Below are 25,201 nucleotides of genomic sequence, written 5' to 3'. Positions count from 1 at the left end.
GTCCCAGGTGGTGCGTGGACTGCCGCGTTCTCGAGACGAGGGCCGCCGGACACCGGCAATCGGGGCTATCCGGTGCCGCGGCTCGCGGCAGCCTCACGTCCGCGAGCTCGCGAGGCCCTCAGGTCCGATCGACGACGAATCCGTGGGCCGCGCACCGAGGAACCGGTCCGGATCTCAGGTCCGAGCTGACGACGGGTCCGCCGGTGCGGTGGGCTCACACCACACCGGCGGATCGCGGCCTAGTCGGTTGCCACGACTCGGATCTCGTCGCCCGCGGCGGCGGTGTCCTCGCCCGGCGCGGCGAACCAGTGCGTGACCTCTTCCTCGAGATCGGCCTCCGGACCGTCCTCACCCGGGAGCACCGACAGCGCGCCCGCGGTGGCCGCGGTGAGGAACTCGTCCACGGCGGCCGGGCCGGTGGCGGCGGTGGTGTAAAGGGTCGACTCGTAGTCGATCTCGTGCACCTCGCGGAGGCGGTCGGCGCGGTCGAGGGCGTCGGTCTGGGTGAGGGTGGCCCAGGTGCCGTCGGCTTCGCGGGTGACGAAGGCCGGGGTGTCCTCGGTGAGCGGGCGCACGCGGTCGGCGTAGGAGACCGGGTGGGTGGCCGCGGCGGCGATATCCGCCCGCACCTGCGGGTCGGTGGGGACCAGCCAGCGGATGTTCTTGGCGGCCGGTTCCTCGGCGATGCCGAAACCGGCTCCGGCGGCGAGGATCTCGCCGAAGGAGAGGCCGTCCGCGAACAGTGCCGCGGCACCCGCCTTCTGCACGGCCCAGGCCGCCACCACACTGTCCGCCGAGCGCGGCAGGGCGATGGCGACGATATCGCCGGGGCCCGCACCGCGGTCGATGAGCACCCGCGCCAGCTGGGAGGAGCGGCGGTCGAGCTCGTGGTAGGCGATCTCCTTGCCGTCGGCCAGCAGCGCCGGAGCCTGCGGGTCCTCCTCCACCACGGCCGCCAGTGCCTTGGCCACCGTGCGGTCGCCGAGGCGGGTGGTCTCCGGGGCGGTCTCCACCGCGGGAGCCGTGCTCTCGGCGAGGATGCGGGCACGTTCGGTGTCGTCGAGGATGTCGATGTCACCGATCAGGCCGGTCGGATCGCCCAGCAGCGCGTCCAGCACGCGGTGCAGGCGCGCCGCCAGCGTCGCCACCTCGTCGGCGGTGAACCGGCTGGTCAGGTACCGCATGGCGATCTCGATGGTCTCCTCGGCCATCACCACCAGCGTCATCGGGTAGTGGGTGTTGTCGTTGACGCCCACACCGGTGACCGACATGCCGTCGATGGAGCTGGCCGCGGCGACCGCATCCTTGTCCATCGGATACGACTCGAACACCATCAGGGTGTCGAACTGGCTGCCGATGCCGGTGGCCCGCTGGATGTCGGTGAGCCCGATGTAGTGGTGGTCGAGCAGATCGGCCTGCTCGCGCTGCACCTTCTCCAGCATGCCCTCGATGCTCAGGCGGTCGTCGATGCGGATGCGCACCGGCAGGGTGTTGATGAACAGACCCACCATGGTCTCCACCCCGGGCAGATCCGCCGGGCGGCCGGAGACGGTCGCGCCGAACACCACATCCCCGCGACCGGTGAGCCGGCCGACCAGGATGGCCCACGCGGTCTGCACCACCGTGTTCACCGTGACGCCCAGTTCACCGGCGCGCTTGGTGAGCGCGCGGGTGCGGTCGGCGTCGATCTCGGTGACGTGGCGGCCGATCTCGTAGGTCTCCTCGCCGCGCGGCTGCGGCGCGAGCTGGGTCGGCTCGGTGACGCCGGACAGCGCCCTGGTCCACGCCTGGAGCGAGGCGTCGCGGTCGCGACCGGAGAGCCAGGCGAGGAAGTTCCGGTACGAGGTGACCCGCGGCAGCGCCGAGGTGTCGCCGCGCACCGCGTACAGCACCAGCAAGTCCTGCATGAGCAGCGGCATGGACCAGCCGTCCACCAGGATGTGGTGGGTGGTGATCACCAGGTGCCACTGTTGGGTGTCGGTCCGGAACAGGGTGAACCGCATGAGCGGCGGTGCGGTCAGGTCGAAGTGCGTCGCGCGGTCGTCCTCGATGAGTTCGCGCATGCGCGATACCCGCTCGTCCTCCGGCAGATCCGTGAGGTCGACCTCCCGCCACGGCGCTTCGGCCCGGTCCAGCACCACCTGCACCGGCTTGCCGTCGGTATCGGTGACGAAGGCCGTGCGCAGGTTCGGGTACCGGTCCACCACACCCTGGGCGGCGGCGTGCAGCCGCGCCACGTCCACCGTGCCGCCGAGGTCGAGCACGGCCTGCATGGTGTAGACGTCCAGGGTTTGCTGGCTCTGGGCGATCATGGCCTGGAAGAGCAGGCCGCCCTGCAGCGGCGACAGCGGCCAGACATCGGCCAGCGCCGGGTAGTCGCGCTCCCACACCTCGATATCGGCCTGGTCGATCGAGACCAGGTTCATATCCGACGGCGTGAAGCCGCCCGCGTCGGCGCGCTGGGCGTGGGTGGCGAGCGCGGTCAGCGCCGCCACGAACAGGTCCGCGAACTCCTGTACCCGTTCCACGCTGAGCAGCCCCGTCGGGAAGGCGAAGGCCGCGCCCAGCTGCGGGCCGTCCTCGCCGTCGGTGACGATGGCATTGATGTCCAGGGTGGCGTTGGCGGGCATGTCGCGATCCATGTCCGCGTCCAGCTGCCCGAGGTCGGCCACCGGCACCCAGCCCAGTTCGGCGAGCTGTTCGGGCACCTCACCGGTGGAGACGCGGCCCAGGTAGTTGAAGCTGATCTGGCCCACATCGCGCAACCGGTCCCGGGTCTCGGGGTTGAGATGGCGCAGCAGACCGAAGCCGAGGCCCTTGTCGGGCACGGCGAGCAGCTGCTCCTTCACCGATTTGACGATGTCGCCCAGGGCTTTTCCACCCGCGAAGGCATCGTCGAGATCGGCCTCGCCCAGATCCAGGCGCACCGGGTAGGCGCTGGTGAACCAGCCGACGGTGCGCGAGAGGTCCGCGCCCGCGACGACGTCTTCTTCGCGACCGTGACCCTCGAGTTTGATCAGCGTCGCGGAGCGACTCGGTGAGGGGTGGTGGTCGGGCGACGGGTGGGCCAGCGTCGCGGAGCGACCCCATGAGGGGTGGTGGTCGGGCGACGGGTGGGCGAGGGATGCCGAACCCGTACCGCGCCAACGCGATACGGCCATGGCCAGCGCCGACAGCAGACCGTCGTTGACACCGCCCCGGTACAGGCCCGGGATGGCGGTCAGCACCGCATCGGTGACCTCGGCCGGAATGGTGACCTCGACCCGCTCGACCGTGGCGAAGGTGTCCACGGCCGGATCGAAGGCACGCGAACCCAGCAGCGGATCCGGCGTCTCCGTGACACCCTGCCAGAACTCGAGTTCCGCCACCCGCTCCGGCGCGGACGCCGCGTCCACCAGGGCGTGCGCCCACCGTCGCATGGAGGTGCCGTTCTCGGGCAGCGCGACCGGCTGCCCGAAGGCCAGCTGCGACCAGGCCGTGGCGAAGTCCGGGATCAGGATGCGCCAGGACACGCCGTCGACCACGAAGTGGTGGGCGGCGATGAGCAGCACGTCGCGGCGTTCACCCTCGAACGCGAACCACACGAACTGCACCATCGCGGCATTGGCCGGATCGAGGCGGCCCAGCGCACCGTCGAGTTCGGCCGACGCCACCCGCGACAGCTCCGCGTCGGAGATGTCGGCGGGCACCATGACCTTCTGCACCAGCGCGTCGACATCCACGGCACCGCGTTCCAGCGCCTCGAAAGCCCAACCGTCCGTGGCGTTTCCGCGCAGGCGCGCGCGCAGCACCTCGTGGTGGTCGAAGACCGCCCCGAGGGTGCCGACCAGCGCCTCCCGGTCGATGCCGTCCGGCAGCCGCAGCGCCATGGACTGCGAGAACCGCTCGTAGCTCGAACCACTCGACAGAATGGCCGTCATGATCGGCGTCAGCGGGATGTCGCCGACTCCGCCGCCGGGCAGTTCCGCGAGCTGCTGCTGTTCGGCGTCCCCACCGCGCACGGCCACCTCGGCCAGTCCGGCCACGCTGCGCTGCTCGAACACATCGCGCGGGCTGAACACGATGCCGCGCGCCTTGGCCCGCGACACCAGCTGGATGGACAGGATGGAGTCGCCGCCGAGCGCGAAGAACGAATCGTCCGCACCCACCTGCTCCACGCCGAGCACCTCGGCGAAGACGGCGGCCAACTCACCCTCCAGATCGCTGACGGGAGCCCGGAATTCGCGCGGAGCGAGCACCGGTTCGGGCAGCGCGCGCCGGTCGAGCTTGCCCGCGCCGGTCAACGGAATCTCGTCGATGACCGTGATCGCGGTCGGCACCATGTATTCCGGCAGTCGCGCGGCGGCATGTTCGGTGAGCGCGGCGATATCGATGGTGGCACCGGCCACCGGCTTCACATACGAGGCGAGGATGGTGGTTCCGGCCTCGGTCTTGTGACCGAGGGTGACCGCGAAGTCCACGCTCTCGAACGCCGTGAGCGCGGCGTCGATCTCGCCGAGTTCGATCCGGAAGCCGCGCACCTTCACCTGGAAGTCGTTGCGGCCCACGTACTCCACCACGACGCGGTCGAGCGCGTCGCGCCGCCAGCGCACCACGTCACCGGTGCGGTAGAGCCGGTCGCCCGGCGCACCGTACGGGTCGGCGACGAAGCGCTCGGCGGTGAGACCCGGGCGCGCGTGGTAGCCGCGCGCCAGTTGCACACCGGCCACGTAGAGCTCACCGGCCACGCCCTCGGGCACCGGGTGCAGGCGGGCGTCGAGCACCATGGCCCGCATACCGCGCACCGGTCCACCGATGACGACCGGATCACCGGCCGACAGCGGATCGGAGATATTGGTGGCGATGGTCGCCTCGGTGGGGCCGTAGGCGTTGTGGAAGCGCCGCGGCGCACCCGGGTTCTCCGACCACTTGGCCACCAGATCTGCGGAGACGGCCTCGCCGCCGGCGATGATCACCTCCATGCCGGACAGCTGCGCGGGGTCCAGCGAGGCCAGCACCGACGGCGTGATGAGGCCGACCGACACCCGCTCGCGGGAGATCAGCTCGCCCAGCTCGTCCCCGCCGTAGGTGCCCGGGGGCACCACCACGAGCGCGCCGGCCGCGCCGACCGCGAGCAGCAGTTCCAGCACCGACGCGTCGAACGACGGCGAGGCGAAGTGCAGTGCGCGCGAACCGGAATCGAGTCCGTAGCGCACCACCTGCTCCAGGCTGAAGTTGGCCAGACCCGCGTGGGTGACCACGACGCCCTTGGGCATGCCGGTGGTGCCGGAGGTGTAGATGACGTACGCGGCGTGCTCGGCCCGGATCGGAGCCCAGCGGTCGGCGTCGGTCACCGGATCGGCCGCGTAGCCCTCGGCTTGCGCTTGCACCCCGGCGTCGTCGAGGGACAGCCAGCCCGCCAGGCTCTTGACCGGCGGCAGCTTCTCGGCCTCGGCCGTGACGGTCAGGCCCAGTACCGCACCGGAATCCGACACCATGTGCGCGATGCGGTCGGCCGGGTAGGCCGGGTCGATCGGCACGAAGGCCGCACCCGACTTGGCCACCGCCCACACCGCCAGCACCGACTCGATCGAGCGTGGTACGGCGACGGCCACCAGCACATCCGGTCCGGCGCCGCGCTCGATGAGCAGTCGCGCCAACCGCGAGGACGCCGCGTCGAGTTCGGCGTAGCTGAGGGTCCGGCCCTCGAACACCACGGCCGCGCCGTTCGGATTGCCCTGGGCGGCAGTGCTCATCAACTCCGGCAGGGTGGCCGGGGCCACCGGTGCGCCGCCGGTGCGGGTGAGCAGGTCGGTGCGCTCGGCTTCGGCGAGCAGTTCGAGATCGCCGACCGGCCGCTGCGGCCGCGCGGTGAGCTGTTCGAGCAGGCGGGTGAAGCGCTGCGCGAACACCTGCACCGTGGCCTCGTCGAACAGGTCACGCGCGAAGGCGAATTCGGCGTACATGCCCGCGTCATCGGACGCTTCCCGGATGGTCAGCGACAGATCGAACTTGGCGGTGTCGTTGTCGAAATCGACGGCGGAGACCCGTAGCCCGGGCAGTTCGAAACTGGTGTCCGGCAGATTCTCGAACGACAGCACCACCTGGAACAGCGGATGCCGCGAGGTGGAGCGCTCCGGGTTGATCAGCTCGACCAGCCGCTCGAACGGAATGTCGGCGTGCGCGAAGGCCGCCAGGTCGGCGTCCTTGGCGTGGGCGAGCAGTTCGGCAAAGCCCCGCTGCGCGTCCACCTCGGTGCGCAGCACCAGGGTGTTGACGAACATGCCGATCACATCGTCGAGTTCGGCCTCGCCGCGGCCCGCGATCGGGGTGCCGATGGCGATATCCGAGGTGCCCGACAGGCGCGACAGGAACACCGCCAGGGCGGTGTGCACGACCATGAACATGGTCGCGTTCTGCTCCCGCGCGATGCGCCGCAGTCCCTGATGCAGGTCGGCGCCGATCGGGAACAGCACCCGGCCGCCACGGAAGGACTGCGCGGTCGGCCGCGGGCGGTCCGCCGGGAGGTTCAGCTCGTCCGGGAGGTCCGCGAGGGTGGTCTTCCAGAACGCGGCCTGTGCGGAGATGAGGCTCTGCGGGTCGTCCTCGGAGCCCAGCACCTGGCGCTGCCAGATGCTGTAGTCCGCGTACTGCACCGGCATCGGCGCCCAGCCGGGGGCCACACCGCTGGTGCGGGCGGCGTAGGCGATCATCACGTCGCGGGTCAGCGGGCCCATGGACCAGCCGTCGGCGCTGATGTGGTGGGCCACGAAGACGAGCACGTGCTCGACCGTGGTGGGCTCGGCCGTCCGGCCGCCGCTCAGGGCGGCGGTGGCGTCCGGGCCTACCGCGCGGCGGGTGGCGGCTTCGACCGCGTCCAGGATGCCGAGGGCGGATGCCTCGTGTTCGCCCACCTCTTCGGGGGTTTCGACGCGGAACAGCTTGGCGCGCAACGGGACTTCCGTTGTGACGTCGAAGCCGGTCGCGATGACGGCGGCGATGCGGTCGCGGATCTCGGTCGCGTCGACCGGGATCGGGGTCAGGTCCGGGACCGCCTGTGCGGCGGGGACGATGAGCTGGGTCGCCGTGCCGTCTGTCTGGGGGTAGATGGTGCGCAGGGTTTCGTGACGGGAGATCACATCCGCCACCGCCTGCTGCAACGCCTCCACATCCAGATCACCGGTCAAACGCACCGCGACCGGAATGTTGTACGCCGCCGACGCCGTATCGAACTGGTTCAAGAACCACATCCGCTGCTGCGCCAACGACAACGGAACCCGCTCCGGACGTGGTTGGGCCGTCAACGCCCGACGATCACCCGCACCCGCATGCTGCTCCACCCGCGCCGCCAAACCCGCGACCGTCGACGCCTCGAACAACACACGCACTGGGACGCGGGCATCCAACGCCGCACCGATCCGGGCCGCGACCTGGGTCGCCAGCAGCGAGTTACCGCCGAGGGCGAAGAAATCATCATCCGCGCCCACCCGATCGACACCCAAGACCTCGGCGAACACACCCGCCACGATCTCCTCGATCGGGGTCGCCGGCGCACGGAACGCCGTGGACTCGAACTCCGGCTCCGGCAACGCCTTACGATCCAGCTTGCCATTGACATTCAACGGCAGCGCGTCCAAGACCACAAACGCCGACGGAACCATATAGGACGGCAACGCCGCCGACAACGCCTGCTTCAACCCAGCGACATCCACACGCGCGGGCTCCGGGACGCCCGGACCAGTCGCGGAAGACACATCCGCGCCCGGGGTGCGCGGCTGCGCTTGCCCACCCTGCGCCCCTGGCGCAGACTGCCCAAGCGCGACCGAAAGCTCACGGCCCGAGGACGACCCACCAACCACATCGGACTCATCGAGCACATCCCACGCGGCGGGCGCATCCGACGTACCGAGCGCGAGCGACTCGGTGGACATGTTCCGCTCCCCCGACGCGGGGACCACGTACGCCACCAAACGGTCACCCGTGCGGGCATCCGACTTCGCCAACACCGCCGCCTGAGCCACCTCCGGCAACGCCAGCAACGCCGACTCGATCTCACCGAGCTCGATACGGAAACCACGGATCTTCACCTGGAAATCCGTACGACCCCGATACTCCAACTCACCCGAGGCCGACCACGCCACCAAGTCACCCGTGCGATACATCCGCGAACCATCAACCGCGAACGGATTCGCCACGAAACGATCCGCCGTCAAATCCGGGCGAGCGAAATAACCACGCGCCAACTGCGCACCCGCGAGATACAACTCACCCGCGACACCATCGGGCACCGGATGCAAACGCGCATCCAGGACATACACCTGGCTGTTCCACTCCGGCACACCGATCGACACCGAACCGGTGTCGGCGTCGGTCACCAGGTGCGTGGTGATCGACACCGCCGCCTCGGTCGGGCCGTAGAGATTGAACAGCTGAGCCTGAGCGTTGGCGGTGCGGAAACGCTGAGCCACCGCAGCGGGCAGGGCCTCACCGATGGCCAGCACACGGCGCAGCGAACCCGCCAGGCTGCCCCCTGATTCGGTGAGTAGCGCGTCCAGCATGGACGGCACCACGTGCAGGGTGGTGACCTGCTCGCGCGCCATCAACTCGTTCAGATACGCCGGGTCACGGTGGCCGTCGGCCGACGCGATCACCAAACGCCCACCGGAGACCGCCGCCGACCAGAACTCCCACACCGACAAGTCGAATGTCGCAGCCGTCTTGAGCAACACCGCATCATCGGCACCGAGATCGAACTCGGCGGTCTTCCACTGCAACTGGTTGACAATGGCGGCGTGTGGCACCGCCACACCCTTGGGGCGGCCGGTCGAACCCGAAGTGAAGATGACATACGCCGTGTGGTGCGGGCGCAGCGGGGCGACCCGCTCGGCGGCGGTGACGGCCGCGCCGTCCAGCATCGACAGGTCCAGCTCGTCCAGCGAGATGAGCGGCGCGACCTCGGTCGTGAATTCCGCTGCCGCGTTGGTGACCACGCACACCGGCGCGGCGGTCTCCAGGATGTAGCCGGTGCGCTCGGCGGGCTGATCCGGATCGACCGGCACGTACGCGCCACCGGCGACCGAGACCGCGTACATCGCCACCACCAGGTCCACCGAGCGCCGCAGTGCCAGCGCCACCCGCGTCTCCGGACCGACACCCTGCGAGATCAGGTGCCGCGCCAGGCGATTCACCCGGCGGCCGAGTTCGGCGTAGGTCAATGCCTCGCCGTCGGGGCCGATGAGTGCCACCGCGGTGGGCTTGGCCGCTACCGTCGCCTCCAGCATGGAGGCCAGCGTCGCCACCGTATCGGTGTCGTGCGCGGTGGCATTGCGCACAGTCAGCGACTCGGCGCGCTCGGCCGGGGCCAGCAGGTCGATGTCGCCGACGGGGGTGCGCGGCGCGGCGATGATCTCGCCGAGCAGTCGGGTGAAGCGGTCGACGAAGCTCTGCACCGTGTCGCGCTCGAACATATCGGTCGCGTAGGTGAAGAAGCCGGTAATGCCCTCGGGCGCACCGGTTTCGTCGTAGCGGTCGGTGGCGATGAGGTGCAGGTCGAACTGGGACAGCTCGGTGTCGATATCCAGTCCGGACACGGTCAGGCCGGGCAGTTCCAGGCTGGACTGGGCCAGGTTCTGGAAGGACAGGCCGACCTGGAACAGCGGGTGCCGGGCGGTGGAGCGCACCGGGTTGAGCACCTCGACCAGACGCTCGAATGGCACGTCGGCGTGCGCGAAGGCCTGGATATCGGTTTCGCGCTGGCGACGCAGCAGGTCGGTGAACGGCTCGTCGGCCGCCACCTGGGTGCGGAAGACGAGGGTGTTGACGAACATGCCGATCAGGTCGTCCAGGACGGCCTCGCCGCGACCGGCCATCGGGGTGCCGATGGCGATGTCGTCGGTGCCGGACAGTCGGGCCAGCAGCACCGCGAGCGCGGTGTGCACGACCATGAACAGGGTGGCGCCCTCGGTGCGCGCCAATTCGACCAGCGCGCGGTGGGTGTCGGCGTCGACGTGGATCTCGACCCGACCGCCCTGGAAGGACTGCACGGCGGGCCGCGGCCGGTCCGAGGGCAGGTCGAGTTGGTCCGGCAGCCCGGCGAGGGCCTGCTTCCAGTACGCGACCTGCTTGGTGGCCAGCGAGTTCGGATCGTCCTCGCTGCCGAGCAGTTCGCGCTGCCAGATGGAGTAGTCGGCGTACTGCACCGCCAGCGGAGCCCACGCGGGCTCGGAGCCCATGGCGCGGGAGGCGTACGCGGTCATGAGATCCCGGGTCAGCGGGCCGACCGAGGAGCCGTCACCGGAGATGTGGTGCACGACCATGGCGAGGACGTATTCGCCGTCGGCGGGAGCGACGCGCCCGGAGGAGGCAGCCTGCGTAACCACGGAGGGCGCCGTGTATGCCGTATCGACACCGCCGATCTCGAACAGCGCCACCCGCAACGGCACCTGGGTGGTGACGTCGAAGATGGTGGAGGTCAGTTCCACCACGGCGGCGGCGACATCCTCGATATCGACGCTGCGCACCTCGAGCTGCGGCACCGCCTGGGCGGGCGGCAGGATGACCTGCACCGGACCCTGGTCGGTCTGCGGGTAGACGGTGCGCAGGATCTCATGGCGGGCAACGACATCCGCGACGGCAGTGCGCAGCGCGTCCACATCGAGCGCGCCGGACAGCCGCACCGCCACGGGCACGTTGTAGGCGGCCGACGAGGTGTCGAACCGGTTGAGGAACCACATGCGCTGCTGCGCCAGCGACAGCGGGATGTGCTCGGGGCGCGGCCCGGCCGTGAGCGCCTTGCGGCCACCGGCCCCGGCGTCGAGTTCCACCCGGGCCGCCAGCGCGGCCACGGTGGACGCCTCGAACAGCAGCCGCACCGGCACCCGCGTGTTGAGCGCCTCGCCGAGGCGGGCGGCCACCTGGGTGGCGAGCAGGGAGTTGCCGCCCCAGGCGAAGAAGTCGTCGTCCAGGCCGATGCGGGCGGTGCCCTCGACGCGCAGCACCTCGGTGAACACCGCGGCCACGATCTGCTCGATCGGAGTGACCGGGGCGCGGAAGACCGCCTTCTCGAAGGTGGGTTCCGGCAGCGCCTTGCGGTCGAGCTTGCCATTGGCGTTCAGAGGCAGCACATCCAGCTGCATGAACACCGACGGCACCATGTACGACGGCAGTTCGGCCGACAGTGCGGATTGCAGGGCGCGCTTGTCGATCTCGCCACCGGCGGTCACGACGGACCCGGAGGAGGCAGCCTGCGTAACCACGGAGGGTCCCGTGGACGCCGTACTCGACGCAGCGCTCACCAGGTAGGCCACCAGGCGGTCGCCGACGCTCGGATCGTGGTGGGCGACGACGGCGGCGGACGCGACGGCGTCCTGGCGCAGCAGCGCGGCCTCGATATCGCCGAGTTCGATGCGGAAGCCGCGGATCTTCACCTGGAAGTCGGTGCGGCCGCGGTACTCCAGCTCGCCGTTCTCCGTCCAGGCGACCAGGTCGCCGGTGCGGTACATGCGGGAGCCGTTGTCCTCGAACGGATTCGCCACGAAGCGGTCGGCGGTGAGATCAGGTCGCGCGAAGTAGCCGCGCGCCAGCTGGTCACCGGCGAGGTACAGCTCACCGGAGACGCCCACCGGCACCGGCCGCAGTCGCGCGTCCAGCACGTACACCCGGCTGTTCCATTCCGGCGCACCGATGGACACCGACATCTCGTCGGCGTCGGTGACCCGGTGGCTGGTGATGGACACCGCGGCCTCGGTGGGGCCGTACAGGTTGAACAGCTCGGTGCGCGGGCAGGCGCGGCGCACCCGCTGCGCGACCGAACCGGGCAGCGCCTCACCGATGGCGAGCACCCGCCACAGCGAATCCGGCAGCCCGACTCGCTGCGCGTCGCCGCTCGCGGCCTCCGGATGCGGCGTCCCGGAGCCCGCCGTGAGCAGGGCGTCGAGCATGGACGGCACCACATGCAGCGTGGTGACCCACTCCCGGGCCATGAGTTCGTTCAGGTACGCCGGATCCTTGTGCCCGTCGGGCAGTGCGATGACGAGTCGGCCACCGCAGGCCGCGGCGGACCAGAACTCCCACACCGACAGGTCGAAGGTGGCGGCGGTCTTGAGCAGCACCGCGTCGGCCGGGTCGAGCCCGAATTCGGTGTTCTTCCAGAGCAGCTGGTTGACCACCGCACCGTGCGGCACCGCGACGCCCTTGGGGCGGCCGGTCGAACCGGAGGTGAAGATGACGTAGGCGGTGTTGGCGGCGGTCAGCGCGCGCACCCGCTCGCCATCGGTGATCGGCGCGGTCGGGTAGGCGGACAGGTCGATCTCGTCGATGCGCACCACGTCGGTCACGTCGGTGGTGAAACCCTCACGGCCCGTGGTGAGTACGGCGGCGGGGGCGGCCGTCTCCAGGATGTAGCCGACGCGTTCGGCGGGCTGGTCCGGGTCGACCGGCACATAGGCGGCACCGCTCTTGGCGACCGCGTACATGGCGACGACCAGGTCCACCGAGCGCCGAATGGCCAGGGCCACCCGGTCTTCGGTGCCGATGCCGCGCTCGATGAGGTGGCGGGCCAGGGTGTTGACCCGCGCGTCGAGTTCGGCGTAGGTCAGTGTGACGGTGCCTTCGGCGGTGTCGGCCACGATGGCGTCCGACTTCGGATCGGCGGCCACGCTGGCATCGAGCAGCGACACCAGGGTGGCGTCGCGGTCCACCGGCTGCGCGGTGTCGTTCCACGCCCGCAGGATGCGCTCGCTCTCGGCCGCGTCCAGCAGGTCGATCTCCCCGACCGGCACCGCGGTGTCGGCGAGCACGGCGTCGAGCACCCGCAGGAACCGGTCGGCGAAGCCGCGCACCGTGGATTCGTCGAACAGATCGGTGGCGTAACCGAATTCGGTGAGGATCTCGGCCGGGGTGCCGTCCTCGGCGTACCGGTCGTAGAGCGTCACGTGCAGATCGGTCTTGGCCAGCTGCGATTCGAACTGGACCGGGGCCACGTGCAGACCGGGCAGCTGGAAGCTGGTCTCGGCCAGGTTCTGGAAGGACAGGCCCACCTGGAACAGCGGGTTGCGGGCGGTGGAGCGCACCGGGTTCAGCACCTCGACGAGCCGTTCGAACGGCACGTCGGCATGGGCGAAGGCTTCCAGGTCGCGTTCGCGCACCTCGGCCAGCAGCTCGGCGAAGGTCGCGCCGCCGTCCACCCTGGTGCGGAACACCAGGGTGTTGACGAACATGCCGATGAGATCGTCGAGTTCCCGCTCACCACGGCCCGCGATCGGGGTGCCGACCGCGATGTCGTCGGTGCCGGACAGGCGCGACAGCAGCACCGCCAGCGCGGCGTGCACGACCATGAACAGCGACGCGTTGTTGGCGCGGGCCAGTTCGTGCAGGCGGGCGTGCCGCTCCGGGTCGATATCGAAGCGCAGCGCCTTGCCGTGGAAGGACTGGGCGGGCGGGCGCGGGCGGTCGGTGGGCAACTCCAGCTGGTCGGGCAGCTCGGCCAGGGCCTGCTTCCAGTAGGCGACCTGCTGTGCGGCAAGCGATTCGGCGTCGTCCTCGGAGCCGAGCACCTCGCGCTGCCACAGCGCGTAGTCGGCGTACTGCACCGGCAGCGGAGCCCAGCTCGGGGCGTCGCCCTCCACGCGCGCCATATAGGCGGCCATGACATCGCGTGCCAGCGGGCCCATGGAGGAGCCGTCGGCGGAGACGTGATGGACGGTGAAGGCCAGTACGTGTTCTTCGGCCGGGGCATCGGTGATGCGGAACAGCCGCACCGCGATGGGCACCTCGATGGTGACATCGAAGGTGGTCATGGCGAATTCGACGATCTTGCCTAGTAGGCCCTCCTCACGCACGCCCTCGGGGACGAGCATGAGATCGGTCTGCGAGGCCGGCAGGATCTCCTGCCGCGGTCCGGCCGCACCGCCCGGGTAGATGGTGCGCAGCACCTCGTGGCGGGCGATGACATCCCCGATGGCCTCCTCCAGCGCGGTGAGATCCAGGGTGCCGGTGAGTCGCACCGCCAGCGGGATGTTGTCCACCGCCGAGGTGCTGGTGTCGAACTGATTGAGGAACCAGTAGCGCTGCTGTGCCGGGGACAGCGGAATCGACTGCGGCCGTTCCCCCGCCACCAGGCGCGGGCGGGCACGTCCGGATCCGGCATTGCGTTCCACGCGAGCGGCCAGCGCCGCCACGGTGGACGCCTCGAACAGGTCGCGCACCGCGAGCCGGGTGTCCAGGGCCGCACCGATGCGGGCGGTGACCTGGGTGGCGATCAGCGAGTTGCCGCCGAGTTCGAAGAAGTCGTCGTCCACGCCGACCCGGCCGAGGCCGAGCACGTCGGAGAAGGTGTTGGCGACGATCTCCTCGATCGGGGTGGACGGGGCCCGGAACACCTTGGCCTCGAACACCGGCGCGGGCAGCGCCTTGCGGTCCAGCTTGCCGGAGGCGTTGAGCGGGAAGGCGTCCAGCACCACGTAGGCGGACGGCACCATGTAGCCGGGCAGCTCGTCGCCCAGGGCCGCGCGCACCGATTCACTGTCGACGACCTGGCCCGCGGCCGGGATGACATAGCCGACCAGCTGATCGCCGAGGCGGTCGTCGTGGCGCACCACGACCACCGCCTGCGCGATGGCGTCCAGCGCGGTGAGCGCGGATTCGATCTCGCCCAATTCGATGCGCAGACCGCGCAGCTTCACCTGGAAGTCGGTGCGGCCCAGGTATTCCAGCTCGCCGACGTCGGTCCACTTCACCAGGTCGCCGGTGCGGTACATGCGCTCACCGGTGCCGAACGGATCGGCCACGAAACGGTCGGCGGTCAGATCCGGGCGGCCGACGTAGCCGCGCGCCAACTGCACGCCCGCGAGGTAGAGCTCACCCGCGATACCCGGGGCGACCGGGTGCAGCCGCGAATCCAGCACGTACACCCGGGTATTGAAGACCGGCGCACCGATCGGCACCGAAGCGATGTCGGCGTCGGTCACCTCGTGGAAGGTGACGTCGACCGCGGCCTCGGTGGGGCCGTACAGGTTGTGCAGCTTCGCACCGGTCAGCTCGCGCAACTTCTGCGCGGTCGGCGCGGGCAGCGCCTCACCGGAGGCGAAAACCTGGCGCAGACTGGTGCATTCGGCGGCACGATCCTCGGCCACGAAGACCGACAGCATGGACGGCACGAAGTGCGCCGTGGTGACGCCGTGCGCGGTGACGAGTTCGGCCAGGTACGCGGGGTCGCGGTGGCCGTCCGGCTTGGCGACGACCAGGGTCGCGCCGATCTGCAAGGGCCAGAAGAATTCCCACACCGACACGTCGAAGGTGGCCGGGGTCTTCTGGAGCACCACGTCGTCCGGGGTGAGGCCGTAGGCGGCCTGCATCCAGACGAGGCGGTTGACGATGGCCTCGTGGCTCACCGCGACGCCCTTGGGGCGACCGGTGGAACCGGAGGTGAAGATCACGTACGCGATATTCGACGGGGCCAGCGGCGCACGGCGTTCCGCGTCGGTCAGCGGGGCGTCGCTGTAGGCCGACAGATCCAGGCGGTCGATGCTGTGTATATTTGCCCTCCGCTGCGCTCCGGGCGGGTTCGCGGCGCTGAAGGTCCCGGTTCTTCCCTCCTCCGCTCCTCCGCTTCGCTCCCCCGCTCCGTCAGTCCAGAACCGGGACGCGCCGCGAACCAACGGAGCGTCGCCGTCCGTGGCGACGGGGTCACCGTCGGAGGTGGTGTGCAGGTCGGTGTCGGAGGTGGTGAGGACGCACACCGGCTGGGCGGTGTCGAGGATGTACTCGGTGCGCTCGGCGGGGTGGTCCGGGTCCAACGGGACGTACGCGCCACCGGCCAAGGTGACCGCATACATGCCGACCACCAGGTCCAGGGAGCGGCGAATGCCCAGGGCCACATAGGATTCCGGGCCCACGCCCTGGGCGATGAGGTGGCGGGCCAGGCGGTTCACCCGGGCGGTGAACTCGCCATAGGAAACACTTGTCCCCTCGAATACCAGGGCGGTGGCATCGGGGCTGGTCAGGGCCTGCGCCTCGAACATCGACACCAGGGTCGCGGTGCGGTCGACCGCTACGCCGGTGGCGTTCCAGTCGTGCAGCACCAGGGCGCGTTCGGACTCGTCGAGCAGGTCGATATCGCCGACGAAGGAGGTCGGCTCGGCCACCACCGCGCTCAGCATCCGCACCAGCCGCTCAGCGAAGCCCGCGACCGTGTCGGCCTCGAACATATCGGTGGCGTAGGCGAATTCGGCGTACATGCCCTCGACCGCACCATCATCGCCGAGGCGTTCGGTGAGGTTGAGGTGCAGGTCGAACTTGGAGGTGACCACGTCCAGCGGAACGCCCGCGACCTCCAGGCCCGGCAGGGTGAAGCTGGCCTCGCCGGTGTTCTGGAACGACAGCATGACCTGGAACAGCGGGTGGCGGGCCTGCGAGCGCGGCGGATTCAGGATTTCCACCAGCCGCTCGAACGGCAGGTCCGCATGGCCGAAGGCGGCCAGGTCGGCGTCCTTGGTACGGGCGAGCAACTCGGTGAACTTCTCGCCGGTGTCCACGCCGGTGCGCAGCACCAGGGTGTTGACGAACATGCCGATGGCGTCGTCCAGCACCGCTTCGCCACGGCCCGCGACGGCGGTGCCGATGGCCACGTCGTCGGAGCCGGACAGGCGCGACAGCAGGGCCGCGAAGGCCGCGTGCACAACCATGAAGAGGCTGGCGCCGTGTTCGCGGGCCAGGCGGTTCAGGCCGTCGAGCAGGGCGGCGTCGATGGTGAACTCGTGCACGCCACCCTGGTTGGAGGCCACGGCGGGGCGCGGGCGGTCCGACGGCAGGTCCAGCTGGTCCGGCAGCCCGGCCAGCGCATCGGACCAGTACGACACCTGCTGCGAGATCAGCGAGTCCGCGTCGTCCTCGGACCCGAGCACATCGCGCTGCCACAGCGCGAAATCGGCGTACTGCACCGGCAGCGGAGCCCAGCCGGGGGCGTCGCCGTTGGCGCGCGCCGCGTAGGCGACCATGACATCGCGTGCCAGCGGGCGCACCGACCAGCCGTCACCGGAGATGTGGTGCACCACGAAAACCAGCACGTGCGTGGGCTGTTCGGCGTCGCTGACGCGGAACAGCTTGGCGCGCACCGGGACTTCGGCGGTGACATCGAAACCGGTGAGCACCAGTTCGCTGATGGCGGCGGTGATGTCGGCTTCGCCGACCGCGACCGGTCCCAGGTCCGGAATGCGGTAGCCGGCGGGCAGGACGACCTGTACGCCGCGACCGCGATCGTCGGTCGGGTAGTAGGTGCGCAGCACCTCGTGCCGGTCCACCACATCCCCGACGGCGCGGCGCAGCGCGTCCACATCGAGATCGCCGGACAGCCGCACGGCCATCGGAATGTTGTTGACCGCCGACTGGGCGTCGAAGCGGTTGAGGAACCACATGCGCTGCTGCGCCAGCGACAGCGGAATCTCCTCGGGCCGCTCCCCCGCCACCAGGGCGCGGCGTCCGCCGCTGCCGGTCTCGGTCTCCAGGCGCACCGCCAGGGCCGCCACGGTGGGGGCCTCGAACAGCAGGCGCACCGGCACGCGGGTGTCCAGGGCCGCGCCGAGGCGGGCGACGACCTGGGTGGCGATGAGCGAGTTGCCGCCGAGCTCGAAGAAGTCGTCGTCGACGCCGATGGCCTGATCGGTGCCCAGCACCTCGGCGAAGACGCCGGCGACGGTCTCCTCGATCGGAGTGGCGGGGGCGCGGAACTCGCGCGCCTCGAACTCCGGCTCGGGCAGAGCCTTGCGGTCGAGCTTGCCGTTGGCATTGAGCGGCATGGCGTCGAGCGCCACCAGGGCGGCCGGAACCATGTAGGACGGCAGATGCGCCGACAGGTGCGCGCGCAGGACGTCGGCGTCGATCGCACCGGCGCTCGGCACCACGTAGCCCACGAGGCGGTCGCCGGTGCGGGCGTCGGAGCGCATCACGACCACGGCCTGCGCCACCGACTCGTGCGCGGTGAGCGCGGATTCGATCTCGCCGAGCTCGATGCGCAGACCGCGCAGCTTCACCTGGAAGTCGGTGCGGCCCAGGTAGACCAGCTGACCGGCGCCGTCCGGCGCACCGCTCGCGGTCGTCCACTTCACCAGGTCGCCGGTGCGGTACATCCGCTCGCCGGGGTGGAAGGGGTCGGCCACGAAGCGATCCGCGGTCAGGTCGGCCCGGCCGACATAGCCGCGCGCCACCTGCGCGCCCGCCAGGTACAGCTCACCGGCGACACCCGGGGCGACCGGGTGCAGCCGCGAATCCAGCACGTAGGCACGGGCATTCCACACCGGCGCGCCGATCGGCACCGCACCCTGCACGTCGTCGTCGGCCGCCGCGTAGGTGGCGTGGACGGTGAACTCGGTGGGGCCGTACAGGTTGTGCAGCTCGGCGGCATTGATCCGGCGGTACGCCTGCACCGCATCGGCGGTGAACGCCTCACCGGCCACCAGCAGGGTGCGCAGTGAGGTGAGCGCCGCCGGGTCCGCGCTGCCCGCGAACACGGTCAGCATGGACGGCACGAACGAGGTCATGGTGACCCGCTCGGCCGCGATGATGTCGGCGAGATACTGCGGATCGCGGTGCCCGTCGGGTGCGGCGACCACCATGCGGCCGCCGGTGGCCAAGGGGCCGAACAACTCCCACACCGACACGTCGAAGGTGGCGGGGGTCTTGAACAGCACCACGTCGTCGGCGGCGAGCCCGTATTCGGTGGTGATCCAGCGGATCTGGTTCACCGCCGCCGCATGCGGCACCGCGACGCCCTTGGGGCGGCCGGTGGAACCGGAGGTGAAGATCACGTACGCGGTATTGGCGGGTCGCAGCGGCCGTGCCCGCTCGGCGTCCAGCACCGGAGTGGCGGCGTGGCCGGTGAGGTCGAGAGTGTCGATCTCCACCGCGTCGTGGGCGGTCCGGTAGGCGTCCCGGGCGGTGGTCAGCACCAGGGCGGGGCGCGCCACCTCGAGCACGTAGTCCAGGCGCTCGGCGGGCTGGTCGAGATCCAGCGGCACGTACGCGCCACCGGCCTCCAGTACGGCGTACATGGCGACCACGAGGTCGGCGGAGCGGCGAATGGCCAGGGCCACCAGCGATTCCGGACCGACACCCTGGGCGATCAGATGCCGGGCGAGGCGGTGGACCCGTTCGCCGAACTCACCGTAGGTGAGGGTGCTTCGGTGCGCGGACGGTCCTGTCCCCGAAGCGGACAGACCTGTCCCCTCGAAGGTGAGCGCGGGCGCGTTCGCGCTGGTCGCGGCCTGTGCCTGGAACAGCGACACCAGTGTCTCGGCGGCCCCGTCCGGCACCCCGTCGACGATGTCGACGGCGGTGTCGTTCCAGGTGTCGAGCACCAGCCGCCGCTGGTCGTCGGCGAGCAGGTCGATATCGCCGATCGGCCGCTTCGGTTCGGTGGCAACGGCTTTCAGCAGCGCCTCGAACCGCTGGCCGAATTCGACCATGGTGTCGGCGTCGAACAGATCGGTGGCGTAGATGAGTTCGGCGGCGATGCCCGACGGCGCGGCGGCGGCACCGGACGGCGCGGCGCCGTTGCCCGACACCGGTGCGGCCGCGTTCATCTCCTCCAGCACCAGTTGGAGGTCGAACTTGGCGGTGTCGATGGGCATCTCGACGCCGCTGGCGGTGAGGCCGGGCAGCTCCAGTTCGGCCGGGCCGGTGTTCTGGAACGACAGCATGACCTGGAACAGCGGGTGCCGGGCCTGCGAGCGCGCCGGGTTGAGGATCTCCACCAGGCGCTCGAACGGCAGGTCGGCATGGCCGAAGGCCGCGATATCGGTGGCACGCACCGACGCCAGCAGTTCGGTGAAGGAGCTGCCGCCGTCGATCGGGGTCCGCAGCACCAGGGTGTTGACGAACATGCCGATCAGATCGTCCAGGGCGCGTTCGCCACGGCCCGCGACCGGCGTGCCGATGGCGATATCCGCCTCGCCGGACAGTCGCGACAGCAGCGCCGCCAGCGCCGCGTGCGCGACCATGAACAGCGTCGCGCCGTTGGCGCGGGCCAGTTCCACCAGACCGGCATGGGTGTCGGCGTCGATCCGGAAGGTGTGCGTCGCGCCGCGCCCGCTGGCCACGGCGGGGCGCGGCCGGTCGGCGGGCAGGTCCAGCTGTTCGGGCAGACCGCGCAGGGTGTCGCCCCAGTACGAGATCTGCTGGGAGATCACCGATTCGGGATCGTCCTCGCGGCCGAGCACCTCGCGCTGCCACAGCGCGAAGTCGGCGTACTGGACCTCGAGCGGCTGCCAGGCCGGCTCGCCGCCCTCGACGCGCGCGCTGTAGGCGGTCATGACATCCCGGGTGAGCGGCAGCATGGACGCGCCGTCTCCGGAGATGTGGTGCACCACCAGGGCGAGCACATGTTCGGTCGGGGTGATCTCGAACAGGCGGGCCCGGAACGGCACCTCGGCGGTGACGTCGAAGCCGCGCAGCACCAGATCCGAGAGCGCCTGCGGCAGTTCGGCTTCGGTGACGTCCACCGGGGTCAGGTCGGGGATGACCTGGGCGGTGGGCACGATCTCCTGATGCGCGGTGCCGTCGATCTCGGGGTAGCGGGTGCGCAGGGATTCGTGGCGCGCCAGCACGTCCGCGACCGCGATCTGCAGGGCCTGCCGGTCCAGCAGACCCGACAGCCGCACGGCGGCCGGAATATTGTCCACGGCCGATTCGGGATCGAACCGGTTGAGGAACCACATGCGCTGCTGGGCCAGCGACAGCGGCACCAGCTCGGGCCGCGGTTGCGGGGTCAGCGCCTGGCGCGCGCCGGTGCCGGTCCGGCTCTCGGCGCGATCGGCCAGGGTGTGCACGACCGATGCCTCGAAGATCTCGCGCACGCCGATCTGGGTGTCCAGGGCGGCGGACAGCCGGGCCGCCACCTGGGTGGCGGACAGCGAGTTGCCGCCCAGGGCGAAGAAGTCGTCGTCCAGGCCGACCCGCTCCAGGCCGAGCACCTCGGCGAAGACACCGGCGACGATCTGCTCCACCGGGGTGGTCGGGGCGCGGAAGACCGCGGCCTCGAACACCGGCGCGGGCAGCGCCTTGCGGTCCAGCTTGCCGGAGGCGTTGAGCGGGAACTCGTCGAGCACCATGAGCACCGACGGCACCATGTAGGACGGCAGCTGATCGCCCAGTTCGGCGCGCACCGCGTCGGCGTCCACGGTCCGGCCCGGTGCGGCGATGACATAGCCGACCAGCTGATCGCCGGTGTGCTGGTCGTGGCGCACCACGACCACCGACTGCGCCACCGAATCCAGTGCGGTGAGCGCGGTTTCGATCTCGCCCAGTTCGATGCGCAGACCGCGCAGCTTCACCTGGAAGTCGGTGCGGCCGAGGTACTCCAGCTCGCCGTCGGCGGTCCACACCACGAGGTCGCCGGTGCGGTACATGCGGGCGCCGTCACCGAACGGATTGGCCACGAACCGATCCGACGTCAGATCCGGCCGCGCCACGTACGCGGTGGCCAGCTGATCACCCGCCAGATACAACTCACCCGCGACACCCACCGGAACCGGCCGCAACCGCGAATCCAGCACGAACACCTGGGTGTTGAACACCGGGCGGCCGATGGCGACCGTCTCGATGTCGGCGGCGGTGACCTGGTGGTAGGTGACGTCGACCGCGGCCTCGGTGGGGCCGTACAGGTTGTGCAGTTCCGCGCCGGTCAGCTCGCGCAGGCGGTGCGCGGGCTTGGGCGAGAGCGCCTCACCGGAGGCGAACACCATCCGCAGGCTGGTGGCCTGCGCGGCCGCCGCCTCGGCGACGAACACCGCGAGCATGGACGGCACGAAGTGGGTGACCGTGACACCCTCGCGGGCGATGAGCTCGGCGAGGTAGGCGGGATCGCGGTGGCCGTCCGGCTTGGCGACCACCAGATGCGCACCGATCTGCAACGGCCAGAAGAACTCCCACACCGACACGTCGAAGGTGGACGGGGTCTTCTGCAGCACCACGTCTTTACCGGTGAGGTTGTAGGCGTCCTGCATCCACACCAGACGGTTGACGATCGCGCCGTGCGGCACGGCCACGCCCTTGGGGCGACCGGTGGAGCCGGAGGTGAAGATCACGTACGCGGTGTTGTCCGGCCGCAGCGGCACCAGCCGGTCGGCGTCGCGCAGCGGCGCGGCCGAGTAGCCGCTCAGGTCGAGCAGGTCGATCCGCACCTGCGCGGTGTCGATGTCGAGATCCTCGCCCGAGGTCAGCACGGTGACCGGGTCGGCGGTGTCGAGGATGTACTCGATGCGCTCGGCCGGGTGGTCGGGGTCCAGCGGCACGTACGCGCCACCGGCGGCGACCACGGCGTACATGCCGACCACCAGGTCGATGGAGCGGCGCATACCCAGGGCCACACAGGTTTCCGCGCCGACGCCGCGCTCGACGAGCCAGCGGGCCAGACGGTACACCCGCTCGCCGAATTCGGCGTAGGTAACCGCTGTCCCTTCGAAGGAGACGGCGACGGCGTCCGGGGTGCGGGCGGCCTGCGCCGCGAAGAGCGCGATCAGGGTCGCGGCCGCGTCGCCGTCGGCGGTGCGCACGATATCGCCGTTGATGGCGGCCACATCGGCCCCACCCGGATTCGACACCAGGATGGACAGGTCGAAGTCCAGGTCGACGGTGGTGTCGTTCCACTGCTCCACCACCAGCGAGCGTTCGGCGGCGTCGAGCAGTTCGATATCACCCACGGCCGCACCGGGTTCGGCGGTGAGGGCGTGCAGCACCCGCACCAGGCGGTCGGCGATACGGCGAACGGTGTTCTCGTCGAACAGATCCCGCAGGTAGCCCGCGCGAATCCGCAGGCGGCTGTCGAGCTGCGCGATGAGCGTCAGCGGGTAGTGGGTGGCGTCGGCGGCGTCCAAACCGGTGACGGCCATACCGTCGATATCGGCGGCCTGCGCGCGCAGCCCGTCGGCGTCGACCGGGTAGGACTCGAACACCACGAGGGTGTCGAACAGTCCGCCGACCCCCGCCGCCGACTGGATGTCGGCCAGACCGATGTAGTGGTGGTCCAGCAGGTCCGCCTGCTCGCCCTGGGTGCGGGTGAGCAGCGCGCGCACCGTCTCGGCCGGATCGAAGGAGATGCGCACCGGAACGGTGTTGATGAACAGGCCGACCATGGATTCCACCCCGGCCAGCTGCGCCGGGCGGCCCGACACGGTGGTACCGAACAGCACGTCGTCGCGGCCGGTGAGACGGCCGAGCAGCATGCCCCACGCGGTCTGCAGCACGGTGTTCGGCGTGACACCGAGCTGTGCGGCCAGGTTGGTCAGGCGTGCGGTGGCGGCCTCGTCCAGGTCGAAGAAGTACTCGCCGGACAGCGCCGTGATCTCCCGGCTCGCATCCGGCCGGGTGAGCAGGGTGGGCTCGGAGACTCCGCGCAGCGCCCGCTGCCAGGCCGCGAGCGAGGCCGGACGATCCTGCCGCGCAACCCATTCCAGGAAGTTGCGGTAGGAGCGGACCGGCGGCAGCGCGCTGCTGTCGGCGCGGGTCGCGTACAGCACCAGCAGGTCCTGCATGAGCAGCGGCATGGACCAGCCGTCGAGCAGGATGTGGTGGTTGGCCACGGCCAGCCGCCAGCTGTCGGCACCGGTGCGCACCAGTGTGAAGCGAATGAGCGGCGGCTGCGTCAGGTCGAAGCGCCGCATCCGATCGGCGGCGATGATCTCATCGGCGGCGGCCGACCGTGCGTCGGCGTCGGTATGGCTCGCGCTCAGGTCGTGGTCGGTCCACGCCACCCGCACGCTGTCGAGCACCAGCTGCACCGGGTTGCCCGCCGCGTCGTTCAGGTAGGCGGTGCGCAGGATCTCGTGCCGGTCGATCAGCGCCTGGGCGGCGGCACGCAGGCGGTCGGCGTCCACGCGGCCGGTGAGGGTCAGCACCGCCTGCGCCGTGTAGACGTCCACCGAGGTGGCGGCCAACTGCGCGTGGAAGAGCAGACCGGCCTGCAGGGCCGACAGCGGCCACACCTGATCGAGGCCGGGGAAGCGGCGCTCCCACCCGTCGATATCGCGCTGGGTGACCCGCACCAGACCGAAGTCGGACGGCGTGTGCCCGCCCGCGTCGGCCGAATCCGCATGCCGGGCAACGGCTTCCAGTGCGGAGGTCCACAGCTGACCGAAAGCGGCGACCTCGTCGGCGTCGAGCAGGGTGCTCGGGTAGCCGATATTAGCGGTGAGCTTGTCGCCCACCACGATGGCGTTGATGTCGATCGGCGCCATGGCGGGCATGTCGGCGTCGTACGCGCCACCGAGATCGCCCAGTTCCGGGGCCGGAATCCAGCCGAAGCCGCGCAGCGCCTCGGGCACATCGCCCTCGTTGACCCGGCCCAGGTAGTTGAAGCTGACCTGGCCCGGCAGTTCGGCGGGCAGCTGTCCGGCGGTGGCCGGGTTCAGATAGCGCAGCAGGCCGTAGCCGAGGCCCTTGTCGGGCACCGCGAGCAGCTGCTCCTTGACGGCCTTGATGGCGCGGCCCATGGCCGGGCCACCGGCGAGGGCGGCATCGACATCGATCTCGGACAGGTCGAAGCGCACCGGGAAGATGGCGGTGAACCAGCCCGCGGTGCGGGACAGGTCGGCACCCGGCACGACCTCTTCCTCACGGCCGTGGCCCTCCAGACGGATGAGCGTCGTGGAGCGACTCGGAGCGGGGTGGTGGTCGGGCGACGGGTGGGCGAGGGCAGACTTCTCCCCCGCACTCTCCCCCGCGGTACCGACGGGCGTGATCCCCCGGTCCGCGCGCCACTTGGCGACGGCCAGCGCCAGCGCGGTCAGCAGACCGTCGTTGACACCGCCGTGGAACAGCGCGGGCACCGTGGTGAGCAGCGACCGGGTGACCTCGCCGGACACCTCGACGTGGTGCTTGCGCACAACCTCGGTGACGTCCACGGCCGGATCCATGGGCCGCGCGGTGAGCAGCGGATCGGGGCCGTCGACCACGCCGCGCCAGTACTCCAGCTCGGCGATCCGCTCCTCGCTGCGGGCCTCCCGCTCCAGCGCGTGCGCCCAGGTGCGCATGCTGGTGGCGGGTGCGGCGAGTTCCGGCGTCTGACCGGAGGACAGCTGTCCCCAGGCGGTGACGAAGTCGGGCACCAGGATGCGCCAGGTGACGCCGTCGACCACCAGGTGGTGGGCGGCGACGATCAGGCGACCGGCACGGGTCGGCTCACCCTCGGACGCCGGGGACGGTTCCAGCCATACGAACCGGATCACCACGCCCG

Annotated in this window: 1 protein-coding gene (running past one end of the window); it reads right to left on the bottom strand. The window is 70.4% G+C overall.

What is annotated here, in order from left to right; genetic code table 11:
- Window positions 1–239 precede the first annotated feature (239 nt).
- Window positions 240–25,201, bottom strand: partial view of a non-ribosomal peptide synthase/polyketide synthase gene (locus tag QJS31_RS21970; RefSeq protein ID WP_306357583.1) — the 3' portion only. Its footprint extends 20,413 nt past the window's final position; the window shows 24,962 of its 45,375 coding nt (coding positions 20,414–45,375); its start codon lies beyond the right edge, outside the window — the gene reads right to left on this strand; it ends in the stop codon at window positions 240–242.

This window comes from Nocardia sp. CC213A, from assembly GCF_030766805.1.
In the GTDB taxonomy this organism is placed as follows: Bacteria; Actinomycetota; Actinomycetes; order Mycobacteriales; family Mycobacteriaceae; genus Nocardia; species Nocardia otitidiscaviarum.
The sequence above is the reverse complement of the archived record's forward strand: the minus strand, read 5'-3'. Positions and strand labels throughout refer to the sequence as shown.